Annotated in this window: 16 protein-coding genes; 7 read left to right on the top strand and 9 right to left on the bottom strand. The window is 68.0% G+C overall.

What is annotated here, in order from left to right; translation table 11 throughout:
• Positions 1-564: 564 nt before the first annotated feature.
• From pbpC to prpB, 7 genes are all read right to left on the bottom strand, one after another.
• The gene (pbpC, locus tag AC1VXD_RS17585) at positions 565-2,946 is read right to left on the bottom strand and encodes a penicillin-binding protein 1C (protein WP_482993120.1); all 2,382 of its coding nucleotides are present in this window, start codon (positions 2,944-2,946) and stop codon (positions 565-567) included.
• A gap of 49 nt (positions 2,947-2,995) precedes the next feature.
• Positions 2,996-7,903 (bottom strand): alpha-2-macroglobulin family protein, encoded by a 4,908-nt coding sequence (locus AC1VXD_RS17580; RefSeq protein WP_482993119.1) that lies wholly within the window; start codon positions 7,901-7,903, stop codon positions 2,996-2,998.
• A gap of 153 nt (positions 7,904-8,056) precedes the next feature.
• Positions 8,057-9,235 carry a 2-methylaconitate cis-trans isomerase PrpF gene (gene prpF / locus AC1VXD_RS17575; RefSeq protein ID WP_482993118.1) on the bottom strand — a complete coding sequence of 393 codons (1,179 nt, stop codon included), beginning with the start codon at positions 9,233-9,235 and terminating at the stop codon, positions 8,057-8,059.
• A gap of 31 nt (positions 9,236-9,266) precedes the next feature.
• On the bottom strand, positions 9,267-9,977 hold the full coding sequence (locus AC1VXD_RS17570; RefSeq protein WP_482993117.1) for a hypothetical protein: 711 nt from the start codon (positions 9,975-9,977) through the stop codon (positions 9,267-9,269).
• A gap of 88 nt (positions 9,978-10,065) precedes the next feature.
• Positions 10,066-12,684, bottom strand: coding sequence for a Fe/S-dependent 2-methylisocitrate dehydratase AcnD (acnD, locus tag AC1VXD_RS17565; protein WP_482993116.1), 2,619 nt, complete (start codon positions 12,682-12,684; stop codon positions 10,066-10,068).
• A 97-nt stretch (positions 12,685-12,781) separates the two neighbouring features.
• Positions 12,782-13,939: a bifunctional 2-methylcitrate synthase/citrate synthase gene (prpC, locus tag AC1VXD_RS17560; protein WP_482993115.1), complete on the bottom strand. Its 1,158-nt coding sequence runs from the start codon at positions 13,937-13,939 to the stop codon at positions 12,782-12,784.
• 36 nt (positions 13,940-13,975) lie between these two features.
• Entirely contained in the window at positions 13,976-14,869 is an 894-nt protein-coding gene (prpB, locus tag AC1VXD_RS17555; RefSeq protein WP_482993114.1) for a methylisocitrate lyase, read from the bottom strand.
• Between the two features lie 152 nt (positions 14,870-15,021).
• On the opposite strand from prpB, the gene prpR reads away from it, so the two are divergent.
• Positions 15,022-16,605, top strand: coding sequence for a propionate catabolism operon regulatory protein PrpR (gene prpR / locus AC1VXD_RS17550; RefSeq protein ID WP_482993113.1), 1,584 nt, complete (start codon positions 15,022-15,024; stop codon positions 16,603-16,605).
• 74 nt (positions 16,606-16,679) lie between these two features.
• On the opposite strand, the gene AC1VXD_RS17545 is transcribed toward prpR, so the two are convergent.
• Positions 16,680-17,141 (bottom strand): DoxX family protein, encoded by a 462-nt coding sequence (locus AC1VXD_RS17545; RefSeq protein ID WP_482993112.1) that lies wholly within the window; start codon positions 17,139-17,141, stop codon positions 16,680-16,682.
• 175 nt (positions 17,142-17,316) lie between these two features.
• On the bottom strand, positions 17,317-17,916 hold the full coding sequence (gene pdxH, locus AC1VXD_RS17540) for a pyridoxamine 5'-phosphate oxidase (RefSeq protein WP_482993111.1): 600 nt from the start codon (positions 17,914-17,916) through the stop codon (positions 17,317-17,319).
• A gap of 40 nt (positions 17,917-17,956) precedes the next feature.
• On the opposite strand from pdxH, the gene AC1VXD_RS17535 reads away from it, so the two are divergent.
• The 6 genes from AC1VXD_RS17535 (at position 17,957) to mdtD (ending at position 23,528) form a co-directional block, all read left to right on the top strand.
• Complete coding sequence (locus AC1VXD_RS17535; RefSeq protein ID WP_482993110.1) at positions 17,957-18,784, top strand: kinase; 828 nt, start codon at positions 17,957-17,959, stop codon at positions 18,782-18,784.
• Positions 18,785-18,868: 84 nt separating this feature from the next.
• On the top strand, positions 18,869-19,411 hold the full coding sequence (locus AC1VXD_RS17530) for a shikimate kinase (protein WP_482993109.1): 543 nt from the start codon (positions 18,869-18,871) through the stop codon (positions 19,409-19,411).
• Positions 19,408-20,520: a 3-dehydroquinate synthase gene (gene aroB / locus AC1VXD_RS17525; RefSeq protein ID WP_482993108.1), complete on the top strand. Its 1,113-nt coding sequence runs from the start codon at positions 19,408-19,410 to the stop codon at positions 20,518-20,520. Before AC1VXD_RS17530 ends, aroB begins: the two co-directional genes overlap by 4 nt.
• A gap of 120 nt (positions 20,521-20,640) precedes the next feature.
• Positions 20,641-20,880, top strand: coding sequence for a WGR domain-containing protein (locus AC1VXD_RS17520; protein WP_482993107.1), 240 nt, complete (start codon positions 20,641-20,643; stop codon positions 20,878-20,880).
• Positions 20,881-20,906: 26 nt separating this feature from the next.
• Entirely contained in the window at positions 20,907-21,989 is a 1,083-nt protein-coding gene (gene hemE / locus AC1VXD_RS17515) for a uroporphyrinogen decarboxylase (protein ID WP_482993106.1), read from the top strand.
• Between the two features lie 90 nt (positions 21,990-22,079).
• Positions 22,080-23,528 carry a multidrug transporter subunit MdtD gene (mdtD, locus tag AC1VXD_RS17510; protein WP_482993105.1) on the top strand — a complete coding sequence of 483 codons (1,449 nt, stop codon included), beginning with the start codon at positions 22,080-22,082 and terminating at the stop codon, positions 23,526-23,528.
• The last annotated feature ends 230 nt before the right edge of the window (positions 23,529-23,758 follow it).

Genomic DNA, 23,758 nt, shown 5'->3' with positions numbered 1-23,758 from the left:
CCATGCCCGGCGTCAGCGTTCACCGACCTGCTGGACGGGTGGATCGGTAAGTAACGGTGACGGCGCCGCTCACCGCTGTAGAGCCGAGCCTACGCTCGGCTGAACGCCGAACGCACCCCGCGAAAGCAGCCGAGCATGGGCTCGGCTCTACCAGAGCATTTCAGCGATCGCACCGGTAGCGGGCCATGCCCGGCGTCAGCGTTCACCGACCTGCTGGACGGGTGGATCGGTAAGTAACGGTGACGGCGCCGCTCACCGCTGTAGAGCCGAGCCTACGCTCGGCTGAACGCCGAACGCACCCCGCGAAAGCAGCCGAGCATGGGCTCGGCTCTACCAGAGCATTTCAGCGATCGCACCGGTAGCGGGCCATGCCCGGCGTCAGCGTTCACCGACCTGCTGGACGGGTGGATCGGTAAGTAACGGTGACGGCGCCGCTCACCGCTGTAGAGCCGAGCCTACGCTCGGCTGAACGCCGAAAGCACCCCGCGAAAGCAGCCGAGCATGGGCTCGGCTCTACCAGAGCATTTCAGCGGTCGCACCGGTAGCGCCGGGCCATGCCCGGCGTCAACGGATGACGGTGAACCGCACCTGCGTCCACGCGCCATCGGTAGCCAGTGCCGTCAGCGTATGCGCGCCGGGATCGGCAAACTCGCGCTGCATCAGCTGCGCGCCCTGGGTGCGGGCGATCCAGCGACCATCCAGCAGCCAGTCCACCGCCTGTTCGCTGCCCAACGCGCGCAGCTGCAGGCGCACGCCGTGCTCGGCATTGGGTGCCCGCGCCAATGCCGCGCCATCGTTCAGGCCATCCACGTGCAGGGCCACGCTCGCTTCGCGGCCATCGTCGCGGCAGTCCGCTGCCAGTGGCGGCAGCTGCGAAGCATCACGCGTGGCCTTGGACAGCCACGGTGACAACAGCGCCGGCCAGCGCGCGATCTCGCCCTCAACTTCGCTGTGCGGCGCGCTGCAGTCGGCGGACAGCCGCTGGCCGGTACGCGCGTCGGCCATGTAACGCTGGCGGCCCGGCTGCCAACGGCGCGCCTCGCGCTCAGGGAAGGTCGGCGGCACGCCACCGTCCAGCAGCCAGGCCAGCATGCGTCGCTGGCACAGCGCGGCCGGCAACGATTCGGCCAGTCCGCCGGTGGGCCAGCACACATCGGCGCGGCTGACGCTGGCCGGCATCGGCGCGGCGGCGGCATCGCCAGGCTGCCGCGGCAGGCTGTCCACCACTTCGAACATCAGCGGCAGTGCAGTGACCGCACCGTACTGCCCAGGCAGCGGCGTGCCATCGGGCCGGCCCACCCACACACCCACCGTGTAGTGGCGCGTGCTGCCGATCGCCCACGCGTCGCGGTAGCCATAACTGGTGCCGGTCTTCCAGGCCACGCGCGGGCGGCCGCCAACATCGAAGGTGCCCACGCCATAACCTGGGCGCGGATTGGATTCGAGCATCTCGCGCACGATCCAGCTGGCCCCGGGCGAAGCCAGACGCCGCTCGATCATCGGCTCGTCATCGGTGTAGCGCACGCGTCCGGCGATGCCGTTGCGATTGAGCGCGGCGAAGGCGCCAACCAGATCTTCCAGGCGCGCACCGGTGCCGCCGAGGATCAACGACAGATTCGGCGAACTGCCCGGCGGGAAACGCAGCTGGATGCCCGCGTGTGAGAGGCGCGCGGCGAAACGCGCCGAGCCCACCCGCTGCAGCAGGTCCACCGCCGGCACGTTCAGCGACAGGCGAAGCGCGCTCGATGCACCGACCGGGCCGTTGAAGGCTTCATCGAAATTGCCCGGCCGGTAACTGCCGAAACTCTGCGGCGCATCCACCAGCAGGCTTTCCGAATGGATCAGGCCATCGTCCAGCGCCATCGCGTACAGGAACGGCTTGAGCGTGGACCCGGGCGAGCGCCAGGCCTGCACCATGTCGACGTGGCCCAGGCGCTGGCGATCACCGAAGGCCAGCGTGCCGACATAGGCACGGGCCTGCAGGGTCTGGTTGTCCACCACCAGCAGAGCCGCCGAGGTGCGCTCGGGCAGCGTGGAAAAATAACTGGCCACGCGCTCTTCCAGCGTGCGCTGCAGGTCCAGGTCGATGCTGCTCTGGATGCGCGCCTGGCCCGGATGTGCCGAATGCAGCCGCTGCGCCAGCAGTGCCGCATGCATCGGCGGGCGCAGCGAGCGCGCGACCACGTTCTCGATGCGCGCGTCCTCCACTTCTTCCGGCGTCCACACGCCGAGCTCGGCCATGCGCGCCAGCACCTTGTCGCGCGCCTTCTGGGCCGCTTCCGGGTGGCGGTCCGGACGCAGCCGGCTCGGCGCCTGCGGCAGTACGGCCAGTAGCGCGGCTTCGGCATGCGACAGCTGGGTGGCCGGTTTGCCCAGGTAGGCCCAGCTGGCCGCTTCCACGCCCTCGATGGTGCCGCCGTAGGGCGCGCGTTCCAGGTACAGCGCCAGGATCTGCGCCTTCGACAGGTACACTTCCAGCTGTACCGCGCGCAGCATCTGCTTGAGCTTGCCCCACGGCGTGCGCGAATGCGGATCGAGGATGCGCGCCACCTGCATGGTCAGGGTCGAACCGCCCGACACGATGCGGCCGCCGCGCAGCAGCTGGCCACTGGCACGCAGGATCGCCAGCGGGTTGATGCCGGGGTGTTGCCAGAACCAGCGGTCTTCGTAGGTCAGCAGCGCCTGCAGGTACAGCGGCGAGACGCTGTCGGCCGAGGCCGGGTAGCGCCACACGCCTTCGGCATCGGCGAAGGCGCGCAGCGGGCTGCCGTCGGCGGCCACCACCAGAGTGCTGGTATCGCGCTGCTTCGGCAGCGGCGGCGGGAACGCGACATCCAGCACCAGCAGCAGGACCAGCAGCGACGCCGTGCCCCAGCGCAGCCAGGGCCACAACAGCTGCAGCCGGCGGCGCAGGGCCGCCCGCCGGGTCGTCCGGTCGTTCTTCATTGCAGCGTGCCGGAGGGACGGGCCGCGCCGTCGCGGCCCGTCCGCGCGGTCACGGCTGGACCACCGTGATCGTGGTCGGATTGCTGCGGCCCACGCCACGCAGCTGCGGGCGGTACATGTCTTCCACCAGCGGCGGCGGCACCGAGTAGGTGCCCGGGGTCACCGCACGCACCAAATAGAACACGCTGGCCTTGCCACCACGCGACAGCTTCAGCGCGGCCACGTAGCGGTCGTCGCGGAACTCTTCGTGCTTGGTGTCCGCGGCCGAGCTGCGGTCGCTGATGGTGATGCCATCGACCACCACGTCGGCCCACTGCTTGGCGTCGCCCAGGTTGAAGTTCTCGATTTCCAGGCCGGCCGGCAGCAGGTCGGTCAGCAGCGCATCGGGCATCTGCGTATCGGCACTGACGGTGATGCGCACGATCAGCGCTTCGCCTTCCTTCAGCGGGCGCGGCGTCCACGGCTTGCCGTCGGTGCCGAAGTAGGTCCGCTCGACGCCCAGCACGCTGTTGTCCGGCGCCGGCGCGCTGCGCGGGATGCCGGCCACGTCGATGCTGGCGAACATCGGCGGCTGGCCCTGCGGGGTGAAGCGCACGCCGCTGGCCAGCTCGCTGCCTGTGAAGTTGCGGCCGAACAGCTTGCGCTCGCCGATGGCTTCGCTGTTGCCGCCGATCACCAGTTCACCAGCCACCAGTGCCTTCTGGTTTGCCGCCAGGGCCTTGCCGAGGCGGGCGATCGCCACCTGCTCCTGGGTGCTCAGCCACATCCAGCCGGCATTGCGGCGGGCATCCAGGCCACGGCCGAGATCGACCGCGCGTGCATCCCAGGCCGGCTTGGCCAGCTTGTTTTCGTGGGTCAGCGCGATCATCAGCGCGTCATCACGGATGGCGCTGCCGTAATCACCGAAGTACGACGGACGCTCGCTGCTGGACTTGGCGAAGCCGGCGGCAATCGCCGCCTGGCCACGCTTGGCATCGCCCTGCAGCGACAGCGCCACGCCCAGGTGGACCAGCGACAGACCACCGACCGCCTTGCCGCGCTCGTTGTCATACAGCGTGCGCAGGGTGCCCAGCGGCGCGCGGTTGACGCGGGCCAGCACGTAGCCGGAATACGCCTGGTTGGCGAACTTCAGCTTCTCGCGGTCATCCTGGCCGTAGAACTGGTTGCCGCCGGACAGCAGGTCCTCGCTGAGGCGGTTCAGCGCCTTCTGCAGCACGCTGTCCGGCACGGCGAAGCCACCGTCCTTGGCATCGAGCAGGAACTCGGTGATGTACGGGGTCAGCCACGGGTTCACGTAGCCGTCGTCACCCCACATCGAGAAGTTGCCGTTGGCCACCTGCATCGAGGCCAGGCGACCAAACGCGCCTTCCATGCGCTCGCGGCGGGTCTTGGCATCCAGGCCGTCGGTGCCGAGCATCGACGACGTCGCCTGGTCCAGGATCAGCGCGGCGTAGCCCTTGCTGGTGGTCTGTTCGGCACAGCCGTAGGGGTAGTTCAGCGCGCCCTGCAGGGCACTGGCGAACGGGATCGGCGGCAGCGGGCTGACCAGCAGGCGCGCGTTGACCGACTCGGCCATCAGGCCATCGGCCAGGCCGCCATCCAGGCTGACCGCAGCCAGCGGATCCAGCGTGCGCACCTGCGAACGGATCACCTGCGGCCACGCCGCACGCACCGGCAGGTCGTAGCGGCGATCGGCCTTGAAGCCGTTGCCGTCCACGCGCACCCGCACCTTGGCCACGCTGTTGCCCTCGCGCGCCGACAGCGGGAAGCTCAACGTGGTCTTGGCATCGATGTTCAGCTGCACGTTGCGGCTGCCCTCGCCCAGCCCGAGCGGGCCTTCGGTGTCCACCTGCACGTTGAACTGGCCGGGCTTGCCGGTGAAGTTCTGCACGTCCAGGGTGACGGTGCTGCGGTCACCCGGGGCGAGCACGCGCGGCATGCTGGCCTCGGCCAGGATCGGCGCACGCACGATGGTTTCCACATCGCGCTTGCCGTACTGGTCATCGCTGTAGACCAGCGCCGACACGCGCAGGGTGCCGTTGAAGTCCGGCACCTTCAGGCGGATGCGCGCATTGCCCTTGGCATCAAGCTGCACCGGGCCGGAGAACAGGTCCACGGTCTGCACGCGCGCGGTCGGCCGCTTGGCCTGCGGCAGTGCCTGCAGGGCCATGTCGCCGCCGAACTTCAGCTTGCCGCTGCTGCCGTCGAAGCTCTCGATCACCCGGCTGTAGATATCGTAGGCATCGATGCCGAGGCGACGCTGGGCGAAGAAGTGCGCGCCGGCATCGGGCACCGGGAAGCGGGTGATGTTGAGGATGCCCACGTCCACCGCCGACACGGTGACGTGCGCGGTCTTGCCGGCCAGCTGCGGTGCGCTGACCGTCACCGGCAGGTCCTGTTCCGGACGCATCTGCTTCGGCGCCACCAGACCCACGGCCACGGTGCGGCCCTTGCGGTCCATCGGCACATGCACCACGCCCACGGCGCGGGCCGGGGTGATCTTGCTGGGCGCGCTGCCGCCGCGGAACACCAGGGCGGTGATGTAGACGTCGTGGCGCTCCCAGTCAGCGGTGACCGGGATCTTGTAGGTGGCACCCGGCTTGGCGTCGATCTCCTGCACGTACAGCATGCGGTCGCTCTCGACCATCAGGATGCCCTTGCCGGCGTGCGGCGGGGTCACCGTCACCTGCAGGGTGTCACCGGCCTTGTAGCCGGTCTTGTCCAGGCCCAGCTTGACCTTGTCAGGGCGTGCATCCAGGCCGCGGTTGTCATCGCCCCAGCTCCAGCCGGCGCGGAACGGATAGCGGCTGGTCAGGCCGGTGCCCGGATCGAACACGTCCACCCTGTACTCGCCCCACTCCACCGGGAAATCGAAGGCGACCGCGCTGCTGCCGGCATCGACGGTGCGGGTTTCCTTGTTCTCGAAGCGGCGGGTGAAATCGTAGTCCCAGCGGTTGTCGTTGAAGGTCCAGTGGTAGTCGCGCAGCTCGCGCACCAGGGTCACCTTCAGGCCCTTGGCGGGCTGCGGCTTGCCGGCGGCATCGACGCGCATCAGCTCGAAGCGCGCGTTGCCGTTGGAATCGGCGCCATCCTCGGGGTTGAACAGCGGACGCACGCCGACCAGCGCATTGGCCGGCCACATGACGCGCTTGAGGGTACGGGTAACCGTGCGGCCACCGGTTTCATACAGACTGCCCGACAGCACCACGGCGATCGGCGCCTTGGCCTTGGCCGCCTCTTCCGGCAGCGCCACGTCTTCGCGCAGCTGGCCATTGGCCGGCAGCGTGGTGTCGACCACGTCCTTGGCTTCGCGCGGCAGTTGCAGGGTCGGGTCACCGAAGAAATAACCCGGCAGACCTTCCACCGGCTGCTGTTCGGCGGCCACGGCCAGGCGCGCGGTGAAGCGGTTGCCATCGGCCGGGGCGCCATACAGATAGGCACCATTGGCCTGCAGGCGCAGCTCCTCGCCCGGCTTCAGCGTCTTCTGCGCGCTGTCCAGGTCCAGCTTCATGCGCTCGGGCAGGAACTCCTCGATGCGCAGGGTCATGCCCTGGATCGCTTCCTTGCTGGCCGGGTCGGTACGGAACTCCACCTGCCAGCGCCCGGTCGGCGCCTCGGCGGGAATGGTCTGCTCGAAGTTGATGTAGCCCTGCTCGCCGGGCTGCAGGCGGGTCTCGCGGAACGTCTTGCCGTCGGGCTGCTTCAGGCGCAGGAAGACTGGCTGGGCCTTGACCGGCTTGCCGTCGTTGTCGCGCAGCAGGGCCGACAGGCGCACGGTCTCGCCGGGGCGGTACAGGTCGCGACCGGACCAGGCGTAGACGTCGAACCAGGCATTGTCACGCCCGGCCACGGCGAATTCGCTCAGGTCCAACGCCGGCTGGTTGAACGGCAGGAAGCTGGTGTCCTTGCCGCTGCTGGCCACCAGTACGTGGGTCGCGTCCAGGGTGTAGTTCAGCAGCGCGTTGCCGTTGCTGTCGGTGCTGCCCTTGAGCACCACCTCGCCCTTGGCGTCGAGCACGCGCAGGTCGACGCTCTTCAGCGCCGCACCGTCCTTCAGCGCGGCGGTGTGGACGAACAGCTTGTCCTTGTAGGCACGGGTGTGCAGGCCGATATCGCTGACCGAGAAGAACGCGGTATCGAACTCGCCTTCGTAGTCACCGGTGCGCTTGAGCAGGGCGAAGTAGAGCCCCGGCTCCTGCAGCTCCTTGATGTCCTGGGTTGGCAGGTAGGTCAGCACCCGCTCGTTCTGCTTGCCACCCAGGATGAAGCGGTTGACGTAGACCGGCTCGGCCAGCTTGTTGATCGGGCTGCGCTCGTAGTCGCTGCTCAGCTCCCAGCTGCCACGGCGGCCGCCGCGCTGGTACTGGCTGAAGAAGGTCGGCAGGTCCTTCTCGCGCACGCGCAGGAATTCGACATCGACCTCGGGCACGTTCACCGACACCACCGGCAGGCCACGGCTGTCCTTGGCAGGCAGCACGCTGCCCTGCGAGGCGAAACCGGCCACTGGCTTCAGCTCGCCGCTGAACACCTTCTGCTTCAGCTCCTTGCCCAGGCGGCTGCCGTCGGCGGCCAGCAGGTCTTCGGAGACGACCAGGCTGTATTCCTTGCCGGCTTCAACGAAGGGATAGCGCAGCGTCAGGCCGTCATCGGACAGGGTCCAGCTGCTGTCGTCGGTGCCGACCTTCTGTTCGAAGCGCACCAGCGTGTCGAAGTCCTGGGTGCCGACCAGCGGGCGCGAGAACTCCAGCGCCAGCGACAGGCCTTCACTCTTCTGGTCCGGGTAGGCGCGCAGCAGGGTGAACTCCTTCACCTGCTCGGCCTTGGTGGCGATGGCTTCGCCGCTGGCCTTGGGCAGCTGCCCGCTGTCATTGCGACAACCGGCCAGGCCCAGCAACAGGCCTCCTGCCAGCACAGCCGTCGCCCAACCCCACCGCTTCCGCCGTGCCGGACCGCTCATGTCGTCACTCCTTGATCAAGGCGGCCATTATAGGCGCGCCTCGTCGCCGTGTTGACGCCCCGGCGGTCGGAAACCCGGCCCCGTCCGGAACCCGGCAGCCACCAACCGTGGTTGGCGGCCCCATGCCGAGCACGGTTGGCAGCTACCAGAGCATTACTGGGCCGGCACGCGCACCTTGCCTTCCATCAACACGCGGGCGCTGCGGCTCATGATGGCCTTGGTCACCGTCCACTGGCCGTCAACGCGCCCGGCCTGCGCACCCACGCGCAGCGTGCCGGACGGATGGCCGAAGGTCACCGCCTCGCGTTCGCCGCCACCGGCCGCGCGATTGACCAGCGTGCCCGGAATCGCCGCCGCGGTACCGATGGCCACGGCTGCCGTACCCATCATCGCGTGGTGCAGCTTGCCCATCGACAGCGCCCGTGCGTGCAGGTCGATGGCCGACGCCGGAATGGCCTTGCCACTGGACGACACGTAATCCTGCGCCGGCGCAACGAACGCCACCTTCGGCGTGTGCTGGCGGGTAGCCGCATCCTCCAGCTTCGAGATCAGCCCCATGCGCAGCGCGCCGTGGGCGCGGATGGTCTCGAACTTCTGCAGCGCCGCCTTGTCCTCGTTGATCGCCGGCTGCAGCTCGGTGCCGGTGTACCCCAGGTCGCCAGCGTTGAGGAAGATGGTTGGGATGCCGGCGGTGATCATCGTGACCTCGAAGCTGCCCACGCCCGGCACGTCCAGCGTGTCCACCAGATTGCCGGTCGGGAACATCGCGCCCGCATCGCCGTCATCGGACGGATTGATGAATTCCAGCTGGATCTCGGCGGCCGGGAAGGTCACGCCATCCAGCTCGAAATCGCCGGTCTCCTGCACTTCGCCGTCGCGCATCGGCACGTGGGCGATGATGGTCTTGCCGATGTTGGCTTGCCAGATGCGCACGGTGCACAGGCCATCGCGCGGCACCCGGGCCGGATCCACCAGGCCGTTGGCAATCGCGTACGGGCCGACGGCGGTGCTGAGGTTGCCGCAGTTGCCGCTCCAGTCGACGAAGGCGGTGTCGATCGACACTTGGCCGTACAGATAATCCACGTCGTGGTCGGGCACCGAGGCGGTGGAGAGGATCACGCACTTGCTGGTGCTGGAGGTCGCACCACCCATGCCGTCAGTGTGCTTGCCGTACGGATCGGGCGAACCGATCACGCGCATCAGCAGTGCATCACGCGCGGCGCCGGGAACCTGGGCGGCCTCGGGAAGGTCCTGCAGGCGGAAGAACACGCCCTTGCTGGTGCCACCGCGCATGTAGGTGGCGGGAATACGGAGCTGGGGAAGGAAGGTCATGGAATTCTCGATTATGTGAGGAACACACGCATTACGCTGGTTGAACCTGCTGCCGACGGCGATCCGCGGCGGACGTCCCTTGCTGCCAGCGGAACAGATAGAGAATGACCAGTTTGGTACTGCCACTCACCACTGCCAGCAGCAGCAACGGCCATCCCATCCGGATGCCCATGGCGAAGGCAAATACGATCGTGGACAGGTCCATCAGCAGGATCAGTTGACTCATCCGCAGCGACACGGCACCGGTGTGGCCATTGCGCAGGATCAGCAGAATCTGGTGCGCGTAGCCTTGCGCCAGCAAGACAGCGATGACCACGATCATCGCGCTGGCAACCACCCTGCCCTCATCCACATGCCGGTCACCCCAGGCCAGGCCGACCAGCGCGCAGATCAACAGCAACACGGCTGCCAGCAGACTGGTCGTGGCGGACCGACTCCCTCGGTCGCGCCAGATCTCCACCAGGATGACCATGACCAGCACCGACGCGAGCATGCGCGGCCAGACAATGAAGTGATTGAACGGCGTGATGCTGTAGCCATAGACGAAGAAGGACAGGTACGCCAGGAAGCTGACCGTGAACTGGTTCAGCGAAAGCACCGAAGTGGCGCTGTCAGTCGCGTCAGCACGCTGCCGACGGTTGCGCACCAGGCGCAATTGGGCGCCCACACCCAACAGGCTCAGCAGGATGAAGGCGGTGTTGACCGTGCCCGCAATGTTGTAGAACGCCGTTCCCATGCACATGGGGCAACGCCCCTCTCCTCCGTAACCACCGCCATGCGGACCGGAGCCAGCATGGCGCCAACTCGACACAAGGCAGCTACCTGCTGCCTCACGCCACCCTGGCGCCTTCCAGGAAATCCTGGGCGAAGCGCTGCAGCACGCCACCCGCTTCGTAGATCGCCACTTCCTCGTCGCTGTCCAGGCGGCAGGTGACCGGCACGATCACGCGCTGGCCGTCGCGGCGATGGATGACCAGGGTCAGATCAGCGCGCGGGGTGCGTTCGCCGACCACGTCGAAGGTCTCGGTGCCGTCGATGCCCAGGGTCAGGCGGGTGGTACCCGGCTTGAACTCCAGCGGCAGCACGCCCATGCCGATCAGGTTGGTGCGATGGATACGCTCGAAGCCCTCGGCCACGATCGCCTCCACGCCAGCCAGGCGAACGCCCTTGGCGGCCCAGTCACGCGAACTGCCCTGGCCGTAGTCGGCGCCGGCGATGATGATGAGCGGCTGCTTGCGGTCCATGTAGGTCTCGATCGCTTCCCACATGCGCATGACCTTGCCTTCCGGCTCCACGCGCGCCAGCGAGCCCTGCTTCACGCTGCCGTCGTCGTTGCGCACCATCTCGTTGAACAGCTTCGGATTGGCGAACGTGGCGCGCTGCGCGGTCAGGTGGTCACCGCGGTGGGTGGCGTAGGAATTGAAGTCCTCTTCCGGCAGGCCCATCTTCGCCAGGTATTCGCCAGCGGCGCTGGAGGCCATGATCGCGTTGGACGGCGACAGGTGGTCGGTGGTGATGTTGTCCGGCAGCACCGCCAGCGCGCGCATGCCGGCCAGCGTGCGCTCACCGGCCAGCGCACCCTCCCAGTACGGCGGGCGACGGATGTACGTGCTCTGCGGGCGCCAGTCGTACAGCGGGCTGACCGCGGCGCCATGCTCAACCCGCACGTTGAACATCGGGTTGTAGACCTTGCGGAACTGCTCGGGCTTCACCGCGGCCTTCACCACGGCATCGATCTCGGCGTCGCTCGGCCAGATGTCCTTCAGGCGCACCTCGTTGCCGTCGGCATCCACGCCCAGCACGTCCTTCTCGATGTCGAAGCGCACGGTGCCGGCAATCGCATAGGCGATCACCAGCGGCGGCGAGGCCAGGAAGGCCTGCTTGGCGTACGGATGAATGCGGCCATCGAAATTGCGGTTGCCCGACAGCACGGCCGTGGCGTACAGGTCACGGTCGATGATTTCCTGCTGGATCTTCGGGTCCAGCGCGCCGCTCATGCCGTTGCAGGTGGTGCAGGCGAAGGCGACGATACCGAAGCCGAGCTGCTCCAGGTCCGGCAGCAGGCCGGATTCTTCCAGGTACAGCTGCACGGCCTTCGAGCCCGGTGCCAGCGACGACTTCACCCACGGCTTGCGCTGCAGGCCGCGCGCATTGGCGTTGCGTGCCAGCAGTGCGGCGGCAATCACGTTGCGCGGGTTGGAGGTGTTGGTGCAGCTGGTGATGGCGGCGATGATCACCGCGCCATCGGGCATCAGGCCCTGCGCCTGCTCGGCCTTGCCCGCTTCCAGCTTGACTTCGTCGGCGATGCCGCGCTCGGCCAGCTCGGCGGTGGCCACGCGCTTGTGCGGGTTGGACGGGCCGGCCATGTTGCGCACCACGCTGGACAGGTCGAAGTGCAGCACGCGCTCGTACTGCGCGGTGGCCAGGTCATCGGCCCACAGGCCGCTGGTGCGTGCATAGTTCTCCACGAGCGCCACCTGCGACTCCTCGCGGCCGGTCAGGCGCAGGTAATCGATGGTCTGCGCATCGATGTAGAACATCGCGGCGGTGGCACCGTATTCGGGGCACATGTTGGAGATGGTGGCGCGGTCACCGATGGTCAGTGCCGCGGCACCCTCGCCGAAGAATTCGAGCCAGGCGCCGACCACGCGCTCCTTGCGCAGGAACTCGGTCAGGGCCAGCACCACGTCGGTGGCGGTGATGCCCGGCTGCGGGCGGCCGCTCAGTTCGACGCCGACGGTGTCGGGCAGGCGCATCCACGAGGCGCGGCCCAGCATCACGTTCTCCGCTTCCAGGCCGCCAACACCAATGGCGATCACGCCCAGCGCATCCACGTGCGGGGTGTGGCTGTCGGTACCCACGCAGGTATCGGGGAAGGCCACGCCGTCCTGCACGTAGACCACCGGCGACATCTTCTCCAGATTGATCTGGTGCATGATGCCGTTGCCCGGCGGGATCACGTCGACGTTCTCGAACGCCAGCTTGGTCCAGTCAATGAAGTGGAAACGGTCTTCGTTGCGGCGATCTTCGATCGCGCGGTTCTTCTCGAACGCCTGAGGGTCGAAACCACCGCATTCCACCGCCAGCGAGTGATCGACGATCAGCTGCACCGGCACCACCGGATTGACCTTGGCCGGGTCACCGCCCTTGTCGGCGATCGCATCGCGCAGGCCGGCCAGATCCACCAGCGCGGTCTGGCCGAGGATGTCATGGCAGACCACCCGCGCGGGGAACCACGGGAAATCCAGGTCGCGGCGGCGCTCGATCAGCTGCGCCAGCGAGTCACTGAGCGTGGCCGGATCGCAGCGGCGCACCAGATTCTCGGCCAGCACGCGCGAGGTATACGGCAGCGTCGCGTAGGCGCCGGGCTGGAGCGCGTCGACGGCGGCGCGCGCATCGAAATAGTCCAGCGTGCTGCCGGGGAGGTTCTTGCGGTAATCGGTATTCATGGGCTGGCGGAGTACTTGAGGCGGGCCGGGTGCCGTCGAAGCGGCAACGAAGGGATCCGGCCGGCGCGCGGCCAGCCGGATGGGTACAGCAGATGGATCAGGCGCGCTTGTCGATGGCGACGAACTCGCGATCTTCCGGGCCGGTGTAGTTGGCGCTCGGGCGGATGATCTTGCCGTCGATGCGCTGCTCGACGATATGCGCGCTCCAGCCGGCGGTGCGGGCAATCACGAAGAGCGGAGTGAACATCGCGGTCGGCACGCCCATCATGTGGTAGCTGACGGCGCTGAACCAGTCCAGGTTCGGGAACATCTTCTTGATGTCCCACATCACCGTTTCCAGGCGCTCGGCGATGTCGTACATCTTCATGCTGGACTGTTCTTCGGACAGCTCCCGGGCCACGTCCTTGATCACCTTGTTGCGCGGATCGGACACGGTGTAGACCGGGTGGCCGAAGCCGATCACCACTTCCTTGCGCTCGACGCGGGCCTTGATGTCTTCCTCGGCTTCATCTGGGCTGTCGTAGCGCTTCTGCACTTCGAACGCCACTTCGTTGGCGCCGCCGTGCTTGGGGCCGCGCAGCGCGCCGATGCCACCGCAGATCGCGCTGTACATGTCGCTGCCGGTGCCGGCGATGACGCGGCAGGCGAAGGTCGAGGCGTTGAACTCGTGCTCGGCGTACAGGATCAGCGAGGTGTGCATCGCCTTCACCCACGAATCCTGCGGCTTGTCGCCGTGCAGCAGGTGCAGGAAGTGGCCGCCAATGGAGTCATCGTCGGTTTCCACGTCGATGGCGCGGCCGTTGTGACTCCAGTGGTACCAGTACAGCAGCATCGAACCGAGGCAGGCCATCAGCTTGTCGGCGATGTCACGCGCGCCCGGATGGTTGTGGTCATCCTTTTCCGGCGCCACGCAGCCGAGCACGGACACGCCGGTGCGCATCACGTCCATCGGGTGCGCCGACGGCGGCAGCTCTTCGAGCGCGGCCTTCACCGCGGCCGGGATACCACGCAGCGACTTCAGCTTGGCCTTGTACGAGACCAGTTCGGCACGGGTCGGCAGCTTGCCGTGCACCAGCAGGTAGGCGATTTCCTCGAACTCGCTGGTGTTGGCCAGGTCCAGGATGTCGTAGCCGCGGTAATGCAGGTCGTTGCCGCTGCGGCCGACGCTGCACAGCGCGGTGTTGCCGGCAGCGGTGCCGGACAGGGCGACGGACTTCTTCGGCTTGAAGGTCGGGGTTGCGGTCGTATCGTTCATGTTTTCCCTCCGAAAACTGATGGTGCAGGGTACTGCTTATTTCTTGGCGGCGAACAGGGCGTCGAGCTGCTGTTCGAAAGCGTGGTAGCCGATGCGGTCATACAGTTCTTCACGCGTCTGCATCGCATCTACCACGCTGCGCTGGTGGCCGTCGCGACGCACCGACTGGTAGACATTCTCGGCCGCCTTGTTGGCGGCGCGGAACGCCGACAGCGGGAACAGCTGGATGGCCACGCCGGCCGAGGCCAGTTCGTCGCGGCTGAACAGCGGGGTGGCACCAAATTCAGTGATGTTGGCCAGCACCGGCACCTTCACCGCATCGACGAAGCGGCGGTAGGTGTCCAGGTCATAGGCGGCCTCGGCGAAGATGCCATCGGCGCCGGCTTCGACGCAGGCGATGGCGCGCTCGATGGCCTTGTCCACGCCGTCCACCTGGATGGCGTCGGTGCGGGCGATCAGGAAGAAGCCCGGATCGGTCCTGGCATCGGCGGCAGCCTTCACGCGGTCGACCATTTCACCCTGCGAGACGATTTCCTTGCCCGGGCGGTGACCGCAGCGCTTGGCGCCGACCTGGTCCTCGATGTGGCAGGCGGCCGCGCCGGCCTTGATCAGCGACTTTACGGTGCGGGCGATGTTGAACGCGCTCGGGCCGAAGCCAGTGTCGATGTCCACCATCAGCGGCAGGTCACAGACATCAGTGATGCGGCGCACGTCGATCAGCACGTCTTCCAGGGTATTGATGCCCAGGTCCGGCAGGCCCAGCGAACCTGCAGCGACGCCGCCGCCGGACAGGTAGATGGCGCGGAAGCCGGCGCGCTTGGCCAGCAGGGCGTGGTTGGCGTTGATCGCGCCGATCACCTGCAGCGGCGATTCGGCAGCCAGCGCCTCGCGGAATCGGGCACCGGCGGAAGAAGGAGTGGAAGCGGTCATGCGGCAATCCAGGTTGGGAACGGAATAGAGGGCGCAAGCACCATGCCAAGCTGCAAGCGGTTGATTTCAAAGACATGACCATGCTGAAGCGATGAAACAAATGAAACAGTGAAACGGATGTATCATGAAACGTCGTCACCCAGACTGCCGCCATGTACCTGCCCCGCTCGCCCCTGCGCCACGCCGATGCCGACCCCGGCCGCCCGGTCATCTGGACGGTCAGCGTCTCGCGCCTGACCGGCCTGCTCGGTGATGTCATCCCCGAGTTCGATCGCCGCGCGCGCATCGAGCAGATCAACCTGGGCTTTGAGGAAGCGGTGGACGTGATCGGCCAGCGCCTGCGCCGCGAGCACTGCGACGTGGTCATCGCCGGCGGCTCCAACGCGGCCTGGCTGCGCGGGCGGCTGGAGCTGCCGCTGGTGCCGATCCAGGCCAACGGCTTCGATCTGATGGAGGCGCTGGCCCGTGCCCGCCGGATCGCCCCGCGCATCGGCCTGGTCACCCACGCCAGCGACGTGCCGGTGTTCAGCAACTTCCAGCACAGCTTCGGCCTGGATATCGAGCACCGCCGCTTCGTCACCCGCGAAGATGCGCGCGATTGCATTGCCGATCTGCGCGCCAACGGCATCGAGGTGATCGTCGGCACCGGCATGGCCATCGACCACGCCGAACAGATGGGCCTGCCCGGCGTGCTGCTGTACTCGGCCGATTCGGTACGGCAGGCGTTTGAACATGCGCTGGAACTGACCCAGGCGCTGGCCCGCTCCGGCGGCAGCCGCCCGGTCGCGCGCCGCCGCACCGCTCAGCGCAGCGATACGCACGCCCTGCTCGGCGACAGCGAGGCGATGGCGCAGGTACGCGCGCAGATCGCGTTGTACGCGCCGCATGACAGCACTGTGCTGGTGACCGGCGAAACCGGTACCGGCAAGGAACTGGTCGCACGCCAGCTGCACGCGGCCAGCGGCCGCCGAGGCCGCTTCGTGGCACTGAACTGCGGTGCGATCAGCGAATCGCTGCTGGAAGCGGAGCTGTTCGGCTACAGCGATGGCGCCTTCACCGGCGCGCGCCGCGGTGGGCGCGTCGGCCTGGTCGAGGCCGCCGACGGCGGCACCCTGTTCCTCGATGAGATCGGCGAGCTGCCACTGCCACTGCAGACCCGCCTGCTGCGGGTGCTGGAGGAGCGCGAGGTCCTGCGCGTGGGTGCCACCGAACCGACGCCGGTGGACCTGCGCGTGGTGGCCGCGACACTGCAATCACTGGAACAGCGCGCAGCCGCCGGCAGCTTCCGCCGCGATCTGTATTACCGGCTCGCCGCGCTGCGCATCGCCCTGCCCTCGCTGCGTGCGCGGCGCGCGGATATCCCCTTGCTGGCACAGCATTTCTTCCGCCAGCTGCGCGGCATCGACGCGCCACTGGATGACGAGGCAATGGGCGTACTGACAGCCGCCCAGTGGCCCGGCAACGTGCGCGAACTGCGCAACCTGGTGGATCGCCTGCGCATCCACTGGCAGCAAGGCGAAGGACTCATTGATGCCGCGCGTCTGCGGCAGCTGGCGCCGGAGCTGGTGAATGAAGGTGCGGCGGCGCTGCCGCTGGAAAGCAACGGCAAGCGCCCGCCGCGCGCGCAGCTGGAAGCGCTGCTGCAGGAGCATCGCAATGACCGCGAAGGCATGGCGCAGGCGCTGGGCGTGTCGCGCACCACCCTGTGGCGCTGGCTGCGCGCGGAGGGTTTGTAGAGCCGAGCCGATGCTCGGCTGCTTCTCCGGGAACATCAGCCGAGCATGGGCTCGGCTCTACAGGGTGCGTGCCGTCAGCGCGCGCAGCGCGCCTCAACGGCGAAACGGCCACTGCCCACTGCCGCAATCCACAGCAACAGCACGCCCAATGGCACCTCGCTCAGGTAGAAAAACCAGCTCAGCCAGTCCGGCACGCTCAGTCCGGCCGGGATGCGCGCAATGCCATCGGTCAGTGCAGCCACCGCGCAGATCGCTGCGAGCAACAAGGCGGACGGTCGACTCAGAAGCCCCAGCACCAGCAGGCCACCGGCAATCCATTCAATGGCCCCCAGCACCGGCGCACTGAACACCGGGAATGGGATGCCTGCATCGACCAGCGTATGCACCATGCGCTCGCGTCCCGCATCGGTGAACACCTTGTTCCAGCCGGATACGCAGAACATCACCCCGGCGACGATGCGGGCGAGCAGCAGCAGGTACGCCTCCATGCCAACACGCGGGGATGGCACGGCAAACAGGCAACGCCAGGACGGCATGGCAACTCCGGAAGTCGAGGGTAATCCCCGAACTGTGCCAACGGGTTGCCTGACCGCACATGAAGCGAGCCGGTCCATTCGCGACAACCTGCCTTTGTAGAGTCGAGCATGGCTCGACTCTACAAAACATCGCCAACCAAGGTTGGCGGCTACCCGGGCGTCGGCGCGGCTTCACTCACGGGTACAACAGCCGCTTGCTCCAGCACCCTTCGGCCCCGGCTTCGTAGCACCAGCGCTCGTGCAGGCGGAACTGCGCGCCGTACCAGAACTCGATGCGGTCAGGCACCACGCGCAGGCCACTCCAGCCCTCCGGACGCGGCACGTCCTTGCCCTCGAAACGGGCTTCGACCTCGGCCACGCGCGCATCGAACTCCTCGCGCGTCGCCAGCGTCTTCGACTGCAGCGACGCCCACGCGCCGATCTGGCTCATGCGCGGACGGCTGGCGAAATAGGCATCGGCCTCGACATCGGCCACCTGCTCCACACGCCCTTCGATGCGCACCTGGATGCCAGCCTCGCGCAGGCTGCGCCACAGGAAAAGCAGCGCCGCCTGCGGATTGGCCTGCAGTTCCTGGCCCTTGTGGCTGTCCAGATGGGTGTAGAACACGAAACCGCGCTCATCGAAGGCCTTCAGCAGCACGGTACGCGCCGACGGGCGGCCCTGCGTATCGGCGGTGGCCACGGTCATCGCGTTGGGCTCGACCTCGCGGCTCTGCTTAGCCTCGTCGAACAGGGCGGCAAAGGTGGACAGGGCTTCGGCGTAAAGGTCGCTCATGGTTCGCTTCTTCTCACACGGATTGGGCTATTGTGGCGGCATGGTTGCTGCTGCGTACATGCCCCAGGTGAAAGGATTCCCGGATGCGCTTGCCGAGCAGGCGCTTGACGATGCGCTGGCCAGCGGCGCCACGGTGCCAGTATTGGCGATCAGCGGCGTGCAGGGCAGCGGCAAATCGACGCTGGCTGCACAGGTGGTCGCCCGCGCCCAGGCACGCGGCCTGAACGCGGCAGCGCTGTCCATCGATGATGTCTACCTGACCCGCGCGCAGCGCCAGCGCCTGGCCCGCCAGGTCCACCCGCTGCTGATCACCCGCGGCCCGCCCGGCACCCACGACCTGCCGCTGGCCCACGCCGTGCTCGACGCGGTGGCCGCACGCCAGCCGCTGGCACTGCCGCGCTTCGACAAACTGGCCGATGAGCGCCTGCCCGAGGCGCAATGGGCAGCGCTGGACGCCCCGCTGGACCTGCTGGTGTTCGAAGGCTGGTTCCTCGGCACGCCCGCGCAGGGCGATGCCGAGCTGGACAGCCCCTTGAACGCGCTGGAGCGCGAGGCCGACCCCGATGGCCGCTGGCGGCGCTGGTGCAACCAGGCGCTGGCCCGCGACTACCCGGCGCTGTGGCAGCGCTGCGACCGCCTGTGGTTTCTGCAGCCGCCGGATTTCTCGGTGGTGCCGCGCTGGCGCTGGCAGCAGGAACAGAACCTGCAGGCCGCCCAGCCCGGCCGGCATGGCATGAGCCGTCCGCAGCTGGAGCGGTTCGTGCAGTACTACGAGCGGGTCAGCCGGCAGGCCCTGCGTGCCCTGCCCGACCGCGCCGACCATGTGGTGGCCCTGGACGGACAGCGCCTGGTGCAGGCGGTGCGCTGAGGCCACCTTCCATGTCACGACGAATGCTTCCAACGGCAACCATCGTGCCAGGCCGGCGGTGCGGAAGTGGTAGGATCAGAGGGCATGAATCCTGCTCCGAACCTGATCCTGATCGGCCCGATGGGCGCCGGCAAAACCTGCATCGGCCGCCGGCTGGCCGAGCGTTTCACGCTTGACTTCGTCGATGTCGACCAGGCCATCGTCGACGCGGCGGGGGCCAGCATCCCCACGATCTTCGAACACTCCGGCGAAGCCGGCTTCCGTGGCCATGAGCGCGAGGCCCTGGCCCGCGTGCTGGAAGGCCACGGCCAACTGGTTTCCACCGGTGGCGGTGCCGTGCTGGAAGCAGGCAACCGTGCACTGATCGCCCAGCGCGGCTTCGTGGTCTACCTCCGCGTGAGCGTGGCGGCCCAGCTGGAACGCCTGGCCCGCGACAAGGGCCGGCCGCTGCTGCAGCGCCCGGACCGCGAGCAGGTGCTGCACGATCTGGCCGCGCTGCGCGACCCGCTGTACCGCGAGCTGGCCGACCTCACCCTCGATACCGACCCGTTTACCGCTGCCGACGCCACCGCCCAGCTTGTCGTCAAGCTGGCCACGCAATGGCAGCGCCAGGATCCGACCGCATGACCTCCCCCGCCCTGTTGCAGGTCGCCGTTGGCGGCGACCGCCCCTACTCCATCACCATCGGCGCCGGTGCCCAAGCCGACGGCGCTGCGCTGGCCTCGCATGTGCGCGGCCGCCACGTGCTGCTGCTGAGCGACAGCGAAGTCGCGCCGCGCTACCTGGCCGCCGTGAAACAGGCCCTGCTGGACGCGCGCCCGGACCTGATCGTCGGCGAACACGTGCTGCAGGCCGGCGAGGCCTCCAAGACCCTGGCCGAGTTCGGCCGCGCCATCGAAGCACTGGCCGCACTGGGCGCCACCCGTGATGCCTGCGTGTTCGCCCTCGGCGGCGGCGTGGTCGGCGATCTGGCCGGTTTCGCCGCAGCCTGCTGGATGCGCGGCGTCGACTGCGTGCAGCTGCCGACCACCCTGCTGGCGATGGTCGACTCCTCGGTGGGCGGCAAGACTGCCGTGGACATCCCCGCCGGCAAGAACCTGGTCGGCGCCTTCCATCCGCCGCGTGCGGTCATCGCCGATACCCGTGTACTGGCCACCCTGCCGCCGCGCGAACTGCGTGCGGGCCTGGCCGAAGTCGTGAAGTACGGCGCGCTGGGCGATGCGGTGTTCTTCGAATGGCTGCAGCAGCATGCCGAGGCGCTGCTGGCCGGCGAAGATGCCGCGCTGGCCGAGGCCATTGCGCGCAGCTGCCGGCACAAGGCAGCGATTGTTGAACGCGACCCGTTCGAGAAGGGCGAGCGCGCCCTGCTCAACCTGGGCCACACCTTCGGCCACGCCATCGAGACCGAACAGGGCTATTCGGCCCCGGGCCGCGATGCACTGAACCATGGCGAGGCCGTGGCCGTGGGCATGGTGCTGGCGGCCAAGCTGTCCACCGACCTGGGCCTGGCCGAGGATGCCGACCGCGTACGCCTGCAGGCGCTGCTGGAAAAGCTGCAGCTGCCGGTGGCGATCCCCGCCGGGCTCGACCCGCAGGCCCTGCTGGGCCGCATGCGGCTGGACAAGAAGAACGTCGCCGGCCGCCTGCGCCTGGTGCTGTGGCGCGGCATGGGCCGGGCAGAAGTGGTGCCGGACGTGGATGAAGCGGCGGTGCTGAAGGTGCTGGGCGCGGGCTGACACCGCGCGCGCCCGCCGGGCATGGCCCGGCGCTACCGGTCCTTCGCGGCATGAAGCGCAGCCGAGCATGGGCTCGGCTCTACAGGTCCGTGTCACCCCCGGGGCGATACAATCGGCCTCATGCACGTCTACCTGCAACATCCCGATGCCGGTGCGCAGGCGCCGCGCTTCCTGCGCCTGATCCTGCAGCCGGACCTGTTCGGCGGCTGGGAGCTGCTGCGCGAGAGCGGCCGCGTCGGTGCGCGCTCGCAGCTGCGTCGCGAGCTGTTCCTGCAGGCAGACGAAGCCCGCCACGCCTTCGAGAAGGCCCGTGATGCCGAACTGCATCGCGGGTTCCAGGTTCTTTCGCACGGCGATTGACGCCGCTGCCAACTTTCGCCCAAGGAATGCCCATCGTGACCAGCCCCCTCCGCAACGATCGCCTGCTGCGCGCCCTGCGCCGCGAACCGGTGGACTGCACCCCCGTCTGGCTGATGCGCCAGGCCGGCCGCTACCTGCCGGAGTACCGCGCGACCCGGGCCAAGGCCGGCAGCTTCCTGGCCATGGCCAAGAACCCGGAGATCGCCTGCGAGGTCACCCTGCAGCCGCTGCGCCGCTTCCCGCTGGACGCGGCCATCCTGTTCTCGGACATCCTCACCATTCCCGATGCGATGGGCCTGGAGCTGTACTTCGTCGAAGGCGAAGGCCCGAAGTTCCGCCACCCGGTGCGTGATGAAGCCGCCATCGCCAGGCTGGCGGTGCCCGACATGGAACAAGACCTGGGCTACGTGATGGACGCGGTGCGCCTGATCCGTCGCGAACTCGACGGCCAGGTACCACTGATCGGCTTCTCCGGCAGCCCGTGGACGCTGGCCTGCTACATGGTGGAAGGCGGCGGCAGCAAGGATTTCGCACGCATCAAGGCGATGGCGCTGAACCACCCGCAGGCCCTGCACCGCCTGCTGGAAGTGACCACCGACGCGGTCATCGCCTACCTCGGCGCACAACGCGCCGCCGGCGCGCAGGCCCTGCAGGTGTTCGACACTTGGGGCGGCGTGCTGTCGCCGGCGATGTACCGTGAGTTCTCGCTGCGTTACCTGCAGCGCATCGCCGAAGGCCTGGAACGCGGCGAAGGCAGCGAGCGCACGCCGCTGATCCTGTTCGGCAAGGGCACCGGCCTGCACCTGGAAGCGCTGTCGCAGACCGGCGCCGATGCGCTGGGCCTGGACTGGACCCTGGACCTGGACGAAGCCCTGCGCCGCACCGGTGGCCGCGTTGCCCTGCAGGGCAACCTCGACCCGACCACGCTGTACGCCTCGCCCGACGCCATTGCTGCGGCCGCTGCACGCGTGCTTGACACCTATGCGGCCGGCAACGGCGGTTCGCGCGAGGGCCATGTGTTCAACCTCGGCCATGGCATGTCGCCGGACATGGACCCGGCACACGTGCAGGTGCTGGTCGACGTGGTGCACGCGCACAGCCAGCGCTGAATCCCGGCACGGGCCACGGCGCGGCATTGATCGCGCCGTGACCCGCATTGCGCGATCATGGCGGCCCCACGCTGCACCGGCCCCCACGCCATGTCCGAACCGTCGCCCGCAGGCGCGCCCGCACCCGACACCGCCGCATCCGCCGCCGAATACGCCCGTTTCCGCCCGCTTCTCTGGCTGGTGTCGCTGGCGATCTTCATGCAGATGCTCGATTCGACCATCGTCAACACCGCGCTGCCGGCGATGGCCAAAAGCCTGGGCGAAAGCCCGCTGCAGATGCAGTCGGTGGTGTTCAGCTACGCCCTGGCGGTCGCCACCTTCATCCCCGCCTCCGGCTGGATCGCCGACCGCTACGGCACCCGCCGCACTTTCCTGGTGGCGATCATCCTGTTCACCCTCGGCTCGCTGGCCTGTGCGCTGGCCCAGCACCTGCACCAGCTGGTCGGTGCGCGCGTGCTGCAGGGCATCGGCGGCGCGATGCTGCTGCCGGTTGGTCGCCTGGCGGTGATGCGCTCGGTGCCGCGCGAGGATTTCCTGCGCGCGATGAGCTTCATCGCCATCCCCGCCCTGGTCGGCCCGCTGATCGGCCCCACCCTCGGCGGCTGGCTGGTGGAAATCGCCTCGTGGCACTGGGTGTTCCTGATCAACCTGCCGATCGGCGTGATCGGGTTCATCGCTGCGATGAAGATCATGCCGGACCACTACGCCAGCCACCGCACCCGCTTCGACCTGCGCGGCTACATCATGCTGGCCTTCGCGATGGTGGTGCTGTCGCTGGCGCTGGATGGCATCTCCGGGCTGGGCACGCCACACGCACTGATCATGCTGATGACCGTGGCCGGCCTGGCCGCACTCGTCGGCTACTGGCTGCACGCCGCCAACTCCACCGCGCCGCTGTTTTCGCTGGCGCTGTTCCGCGTGCCCAGCTACCGCATCGGCATCCTCGGCAACCTGTTCTCGCGCATCGGCAGCAGCGCCATGCCGATGCTGATCCCGCTGCTGCTGCAGGTCGGCCTCGGCCTGGGCCCGATGCACGCGGGCCTGATGATGGTGCCGGTAGCCGCGGCAGGCATGGTATCCAAGCAGCTGGCGGTGAGGCTGGTCGAACGCTACGGCTACCGCCGCGTGCTGATGACCAACACCGTGCTGGTGGGCTTTGCGATGGCCAGCTTCATCCTGATGGACCCGGGCCAGCACCTGGCCTGGCGCCTGGTGCAGCTGGCGTTCTTCGGGGCGGTCAATTCGCTGCAGTTCACCGTGATGAACACCGTGACCCTGCGTGACCTGGACCGCGAGTACGCCAGCTCGGGCAACAGCCTGCTGTCGATGGTGATGATGCTGGCGGCCGGCTTCGGCGCGGCGGCGGCCGGCAGCCTGCTGGCGGCGTTTGGCACGCACCTGGAAGGCCATGGTGCGACGGCGGCGCTGCATGCGACGTTCATCTGCGTGGGTGCGATCACGCTGACCTCGACGATGATTTTCTGGCAGCTGCCGGATACGAGGCCGGAACCGCGGCAGGTCGAGTCGGTCGCGGAGTAGGTTTTTTCGGCAGGGCTGCGCCCTGCACCTGCAGAGGCCGAAGCCGAAGCAGGATCAAAGGCGGGCATTCCGTGGGATGGCGGGGCGCTGTGGGTTTGCGGGGACGCCGTGAACCCATACATGGGGGCTTGGTCGCCGCATCCATGCGGCTCACTGATCTGGCCCCCTAAAAACGGACGCCATGAAGCCGTGTTCAGGCGGCAGCCGCAAGCTGCCGGGCGTAGTCGTTG

The organism is Stenotrophomonas sp. STEN054 (assembly GCF_056854535.1).
Note: the sequence above shows the minus strand (reverse complement) of the source record. Positions and strands in the feature narration are given on the sequence as shown.

Bases quoted from the DNA above. Each gene is read 5' to 3' on its own strand.
- pbpC (WP_482993120.1), bottom strand. From the start codon at position 2,946: ATGAAGAACGACCGGACGACCCGGCGGGCGGCCCTGCGCCGCCGGCTG.
- AC1VXD_RS17580 (WP_482993119.1), bottom strand. From the start codon at position 7,903: ATGAGCGGTCCGGCACGGCGGAAGCGGTGGGGTTGGGCGACGGCTGTG.
- prpF (WP_482993118.1), bottom strand. From the start codon at position 9,235: ATGACCTTCCTTCCCCAGCTCCGTATTCCCGCCACCTACATGCGCGGT.
- AC1VXD_RS17570 (WP_482993117.1), bottom strand. From the start codon at position 9,977: ATGTGCATGGGAACGGCGTTCTACAACATTGCGGGCACGGTCAACACC.
- acnD (WP_482993116.1), bottom strand. From the start codon at position 12,684: ATGAATACCGATTACCGCAAGAACCTCCCCGGCAGCACGCTGGACTAT.
- prpC (WP_482993115.1), bottom strand. From the start codon at position 13,939: ATGAACGATACGACCGCAACCCCGACCTTCAAGCCGAAGAAGTCCGTC.
- prpB (WP_482993114.1), bottom strand. From the start codon at position 14,869: ATGACCGCTTCCACTCCTTCTTCCGCCGGTGCCCGATTCCGCGAGGCG.
- prpR (WP_482993113.1), top strand. From the start codon at position 15,022: ATGTACCTGCCCCGCTCGCCCCTGCGCCACGCCGATGCCGACCCCGGC.
- AC1VXD_RS17545 (WP_482993112.1), bottom strand. From the start codon at position 17,141: ATGCCGTCCTGGCGTTGCCTGTTTGCCGTGCCATCCCCGCGTGTTGGC.
- pdxH (WP_482993111.1), bottom strand. From the start codon at position 17,916: ATGAGCGACCTTTACGCCGAAGCCCTGTCCACCTTTGCCGCCCTGTTC.
- AC1VXD_RS17535 (WP_482993110.1), top strand. From the start codon at position 17,957: ATGGTTGCTGCTGCGTACATGCCCCAGGTGAAAGGATTCCCGGATGCG.
- AC1VXD_RS17530 (WP_482993109.1), top strand. From the start codon at position 18,869: ATGAATCCTGCTCCGAACCTGATCCTGATCGGCCCGATGGGCGCCGGC.
- aroB (WP_482993108.1), top strand. From the start codon at position 19,408: ATGACCTCCCCCGCCCTGTTGCAGGTCGCCGTTGGCGGCGACCGCCCC.
- AC1VXD_RS17520 (WP_482993107.1), top strand. From the start codon at position 20,641: ATGCACGTCTACCTGCAACATCCCGATGCCGGTGCGCAGGCGCCGCGC.
- hemE (WP_482993106.1), top strand. From the start codon at position 20,907: ATGCCCATCGTGACCAGCCCCCTCCGCAACGATCGCCTGCTGCGCGCC.
- mdtD (WP_482993105.1), top strand. From the start codon at position 22,080: ATGTCCGAACCGTCGCCCGCAGGCGCGCCCGCACCCGACACCGCCGCA.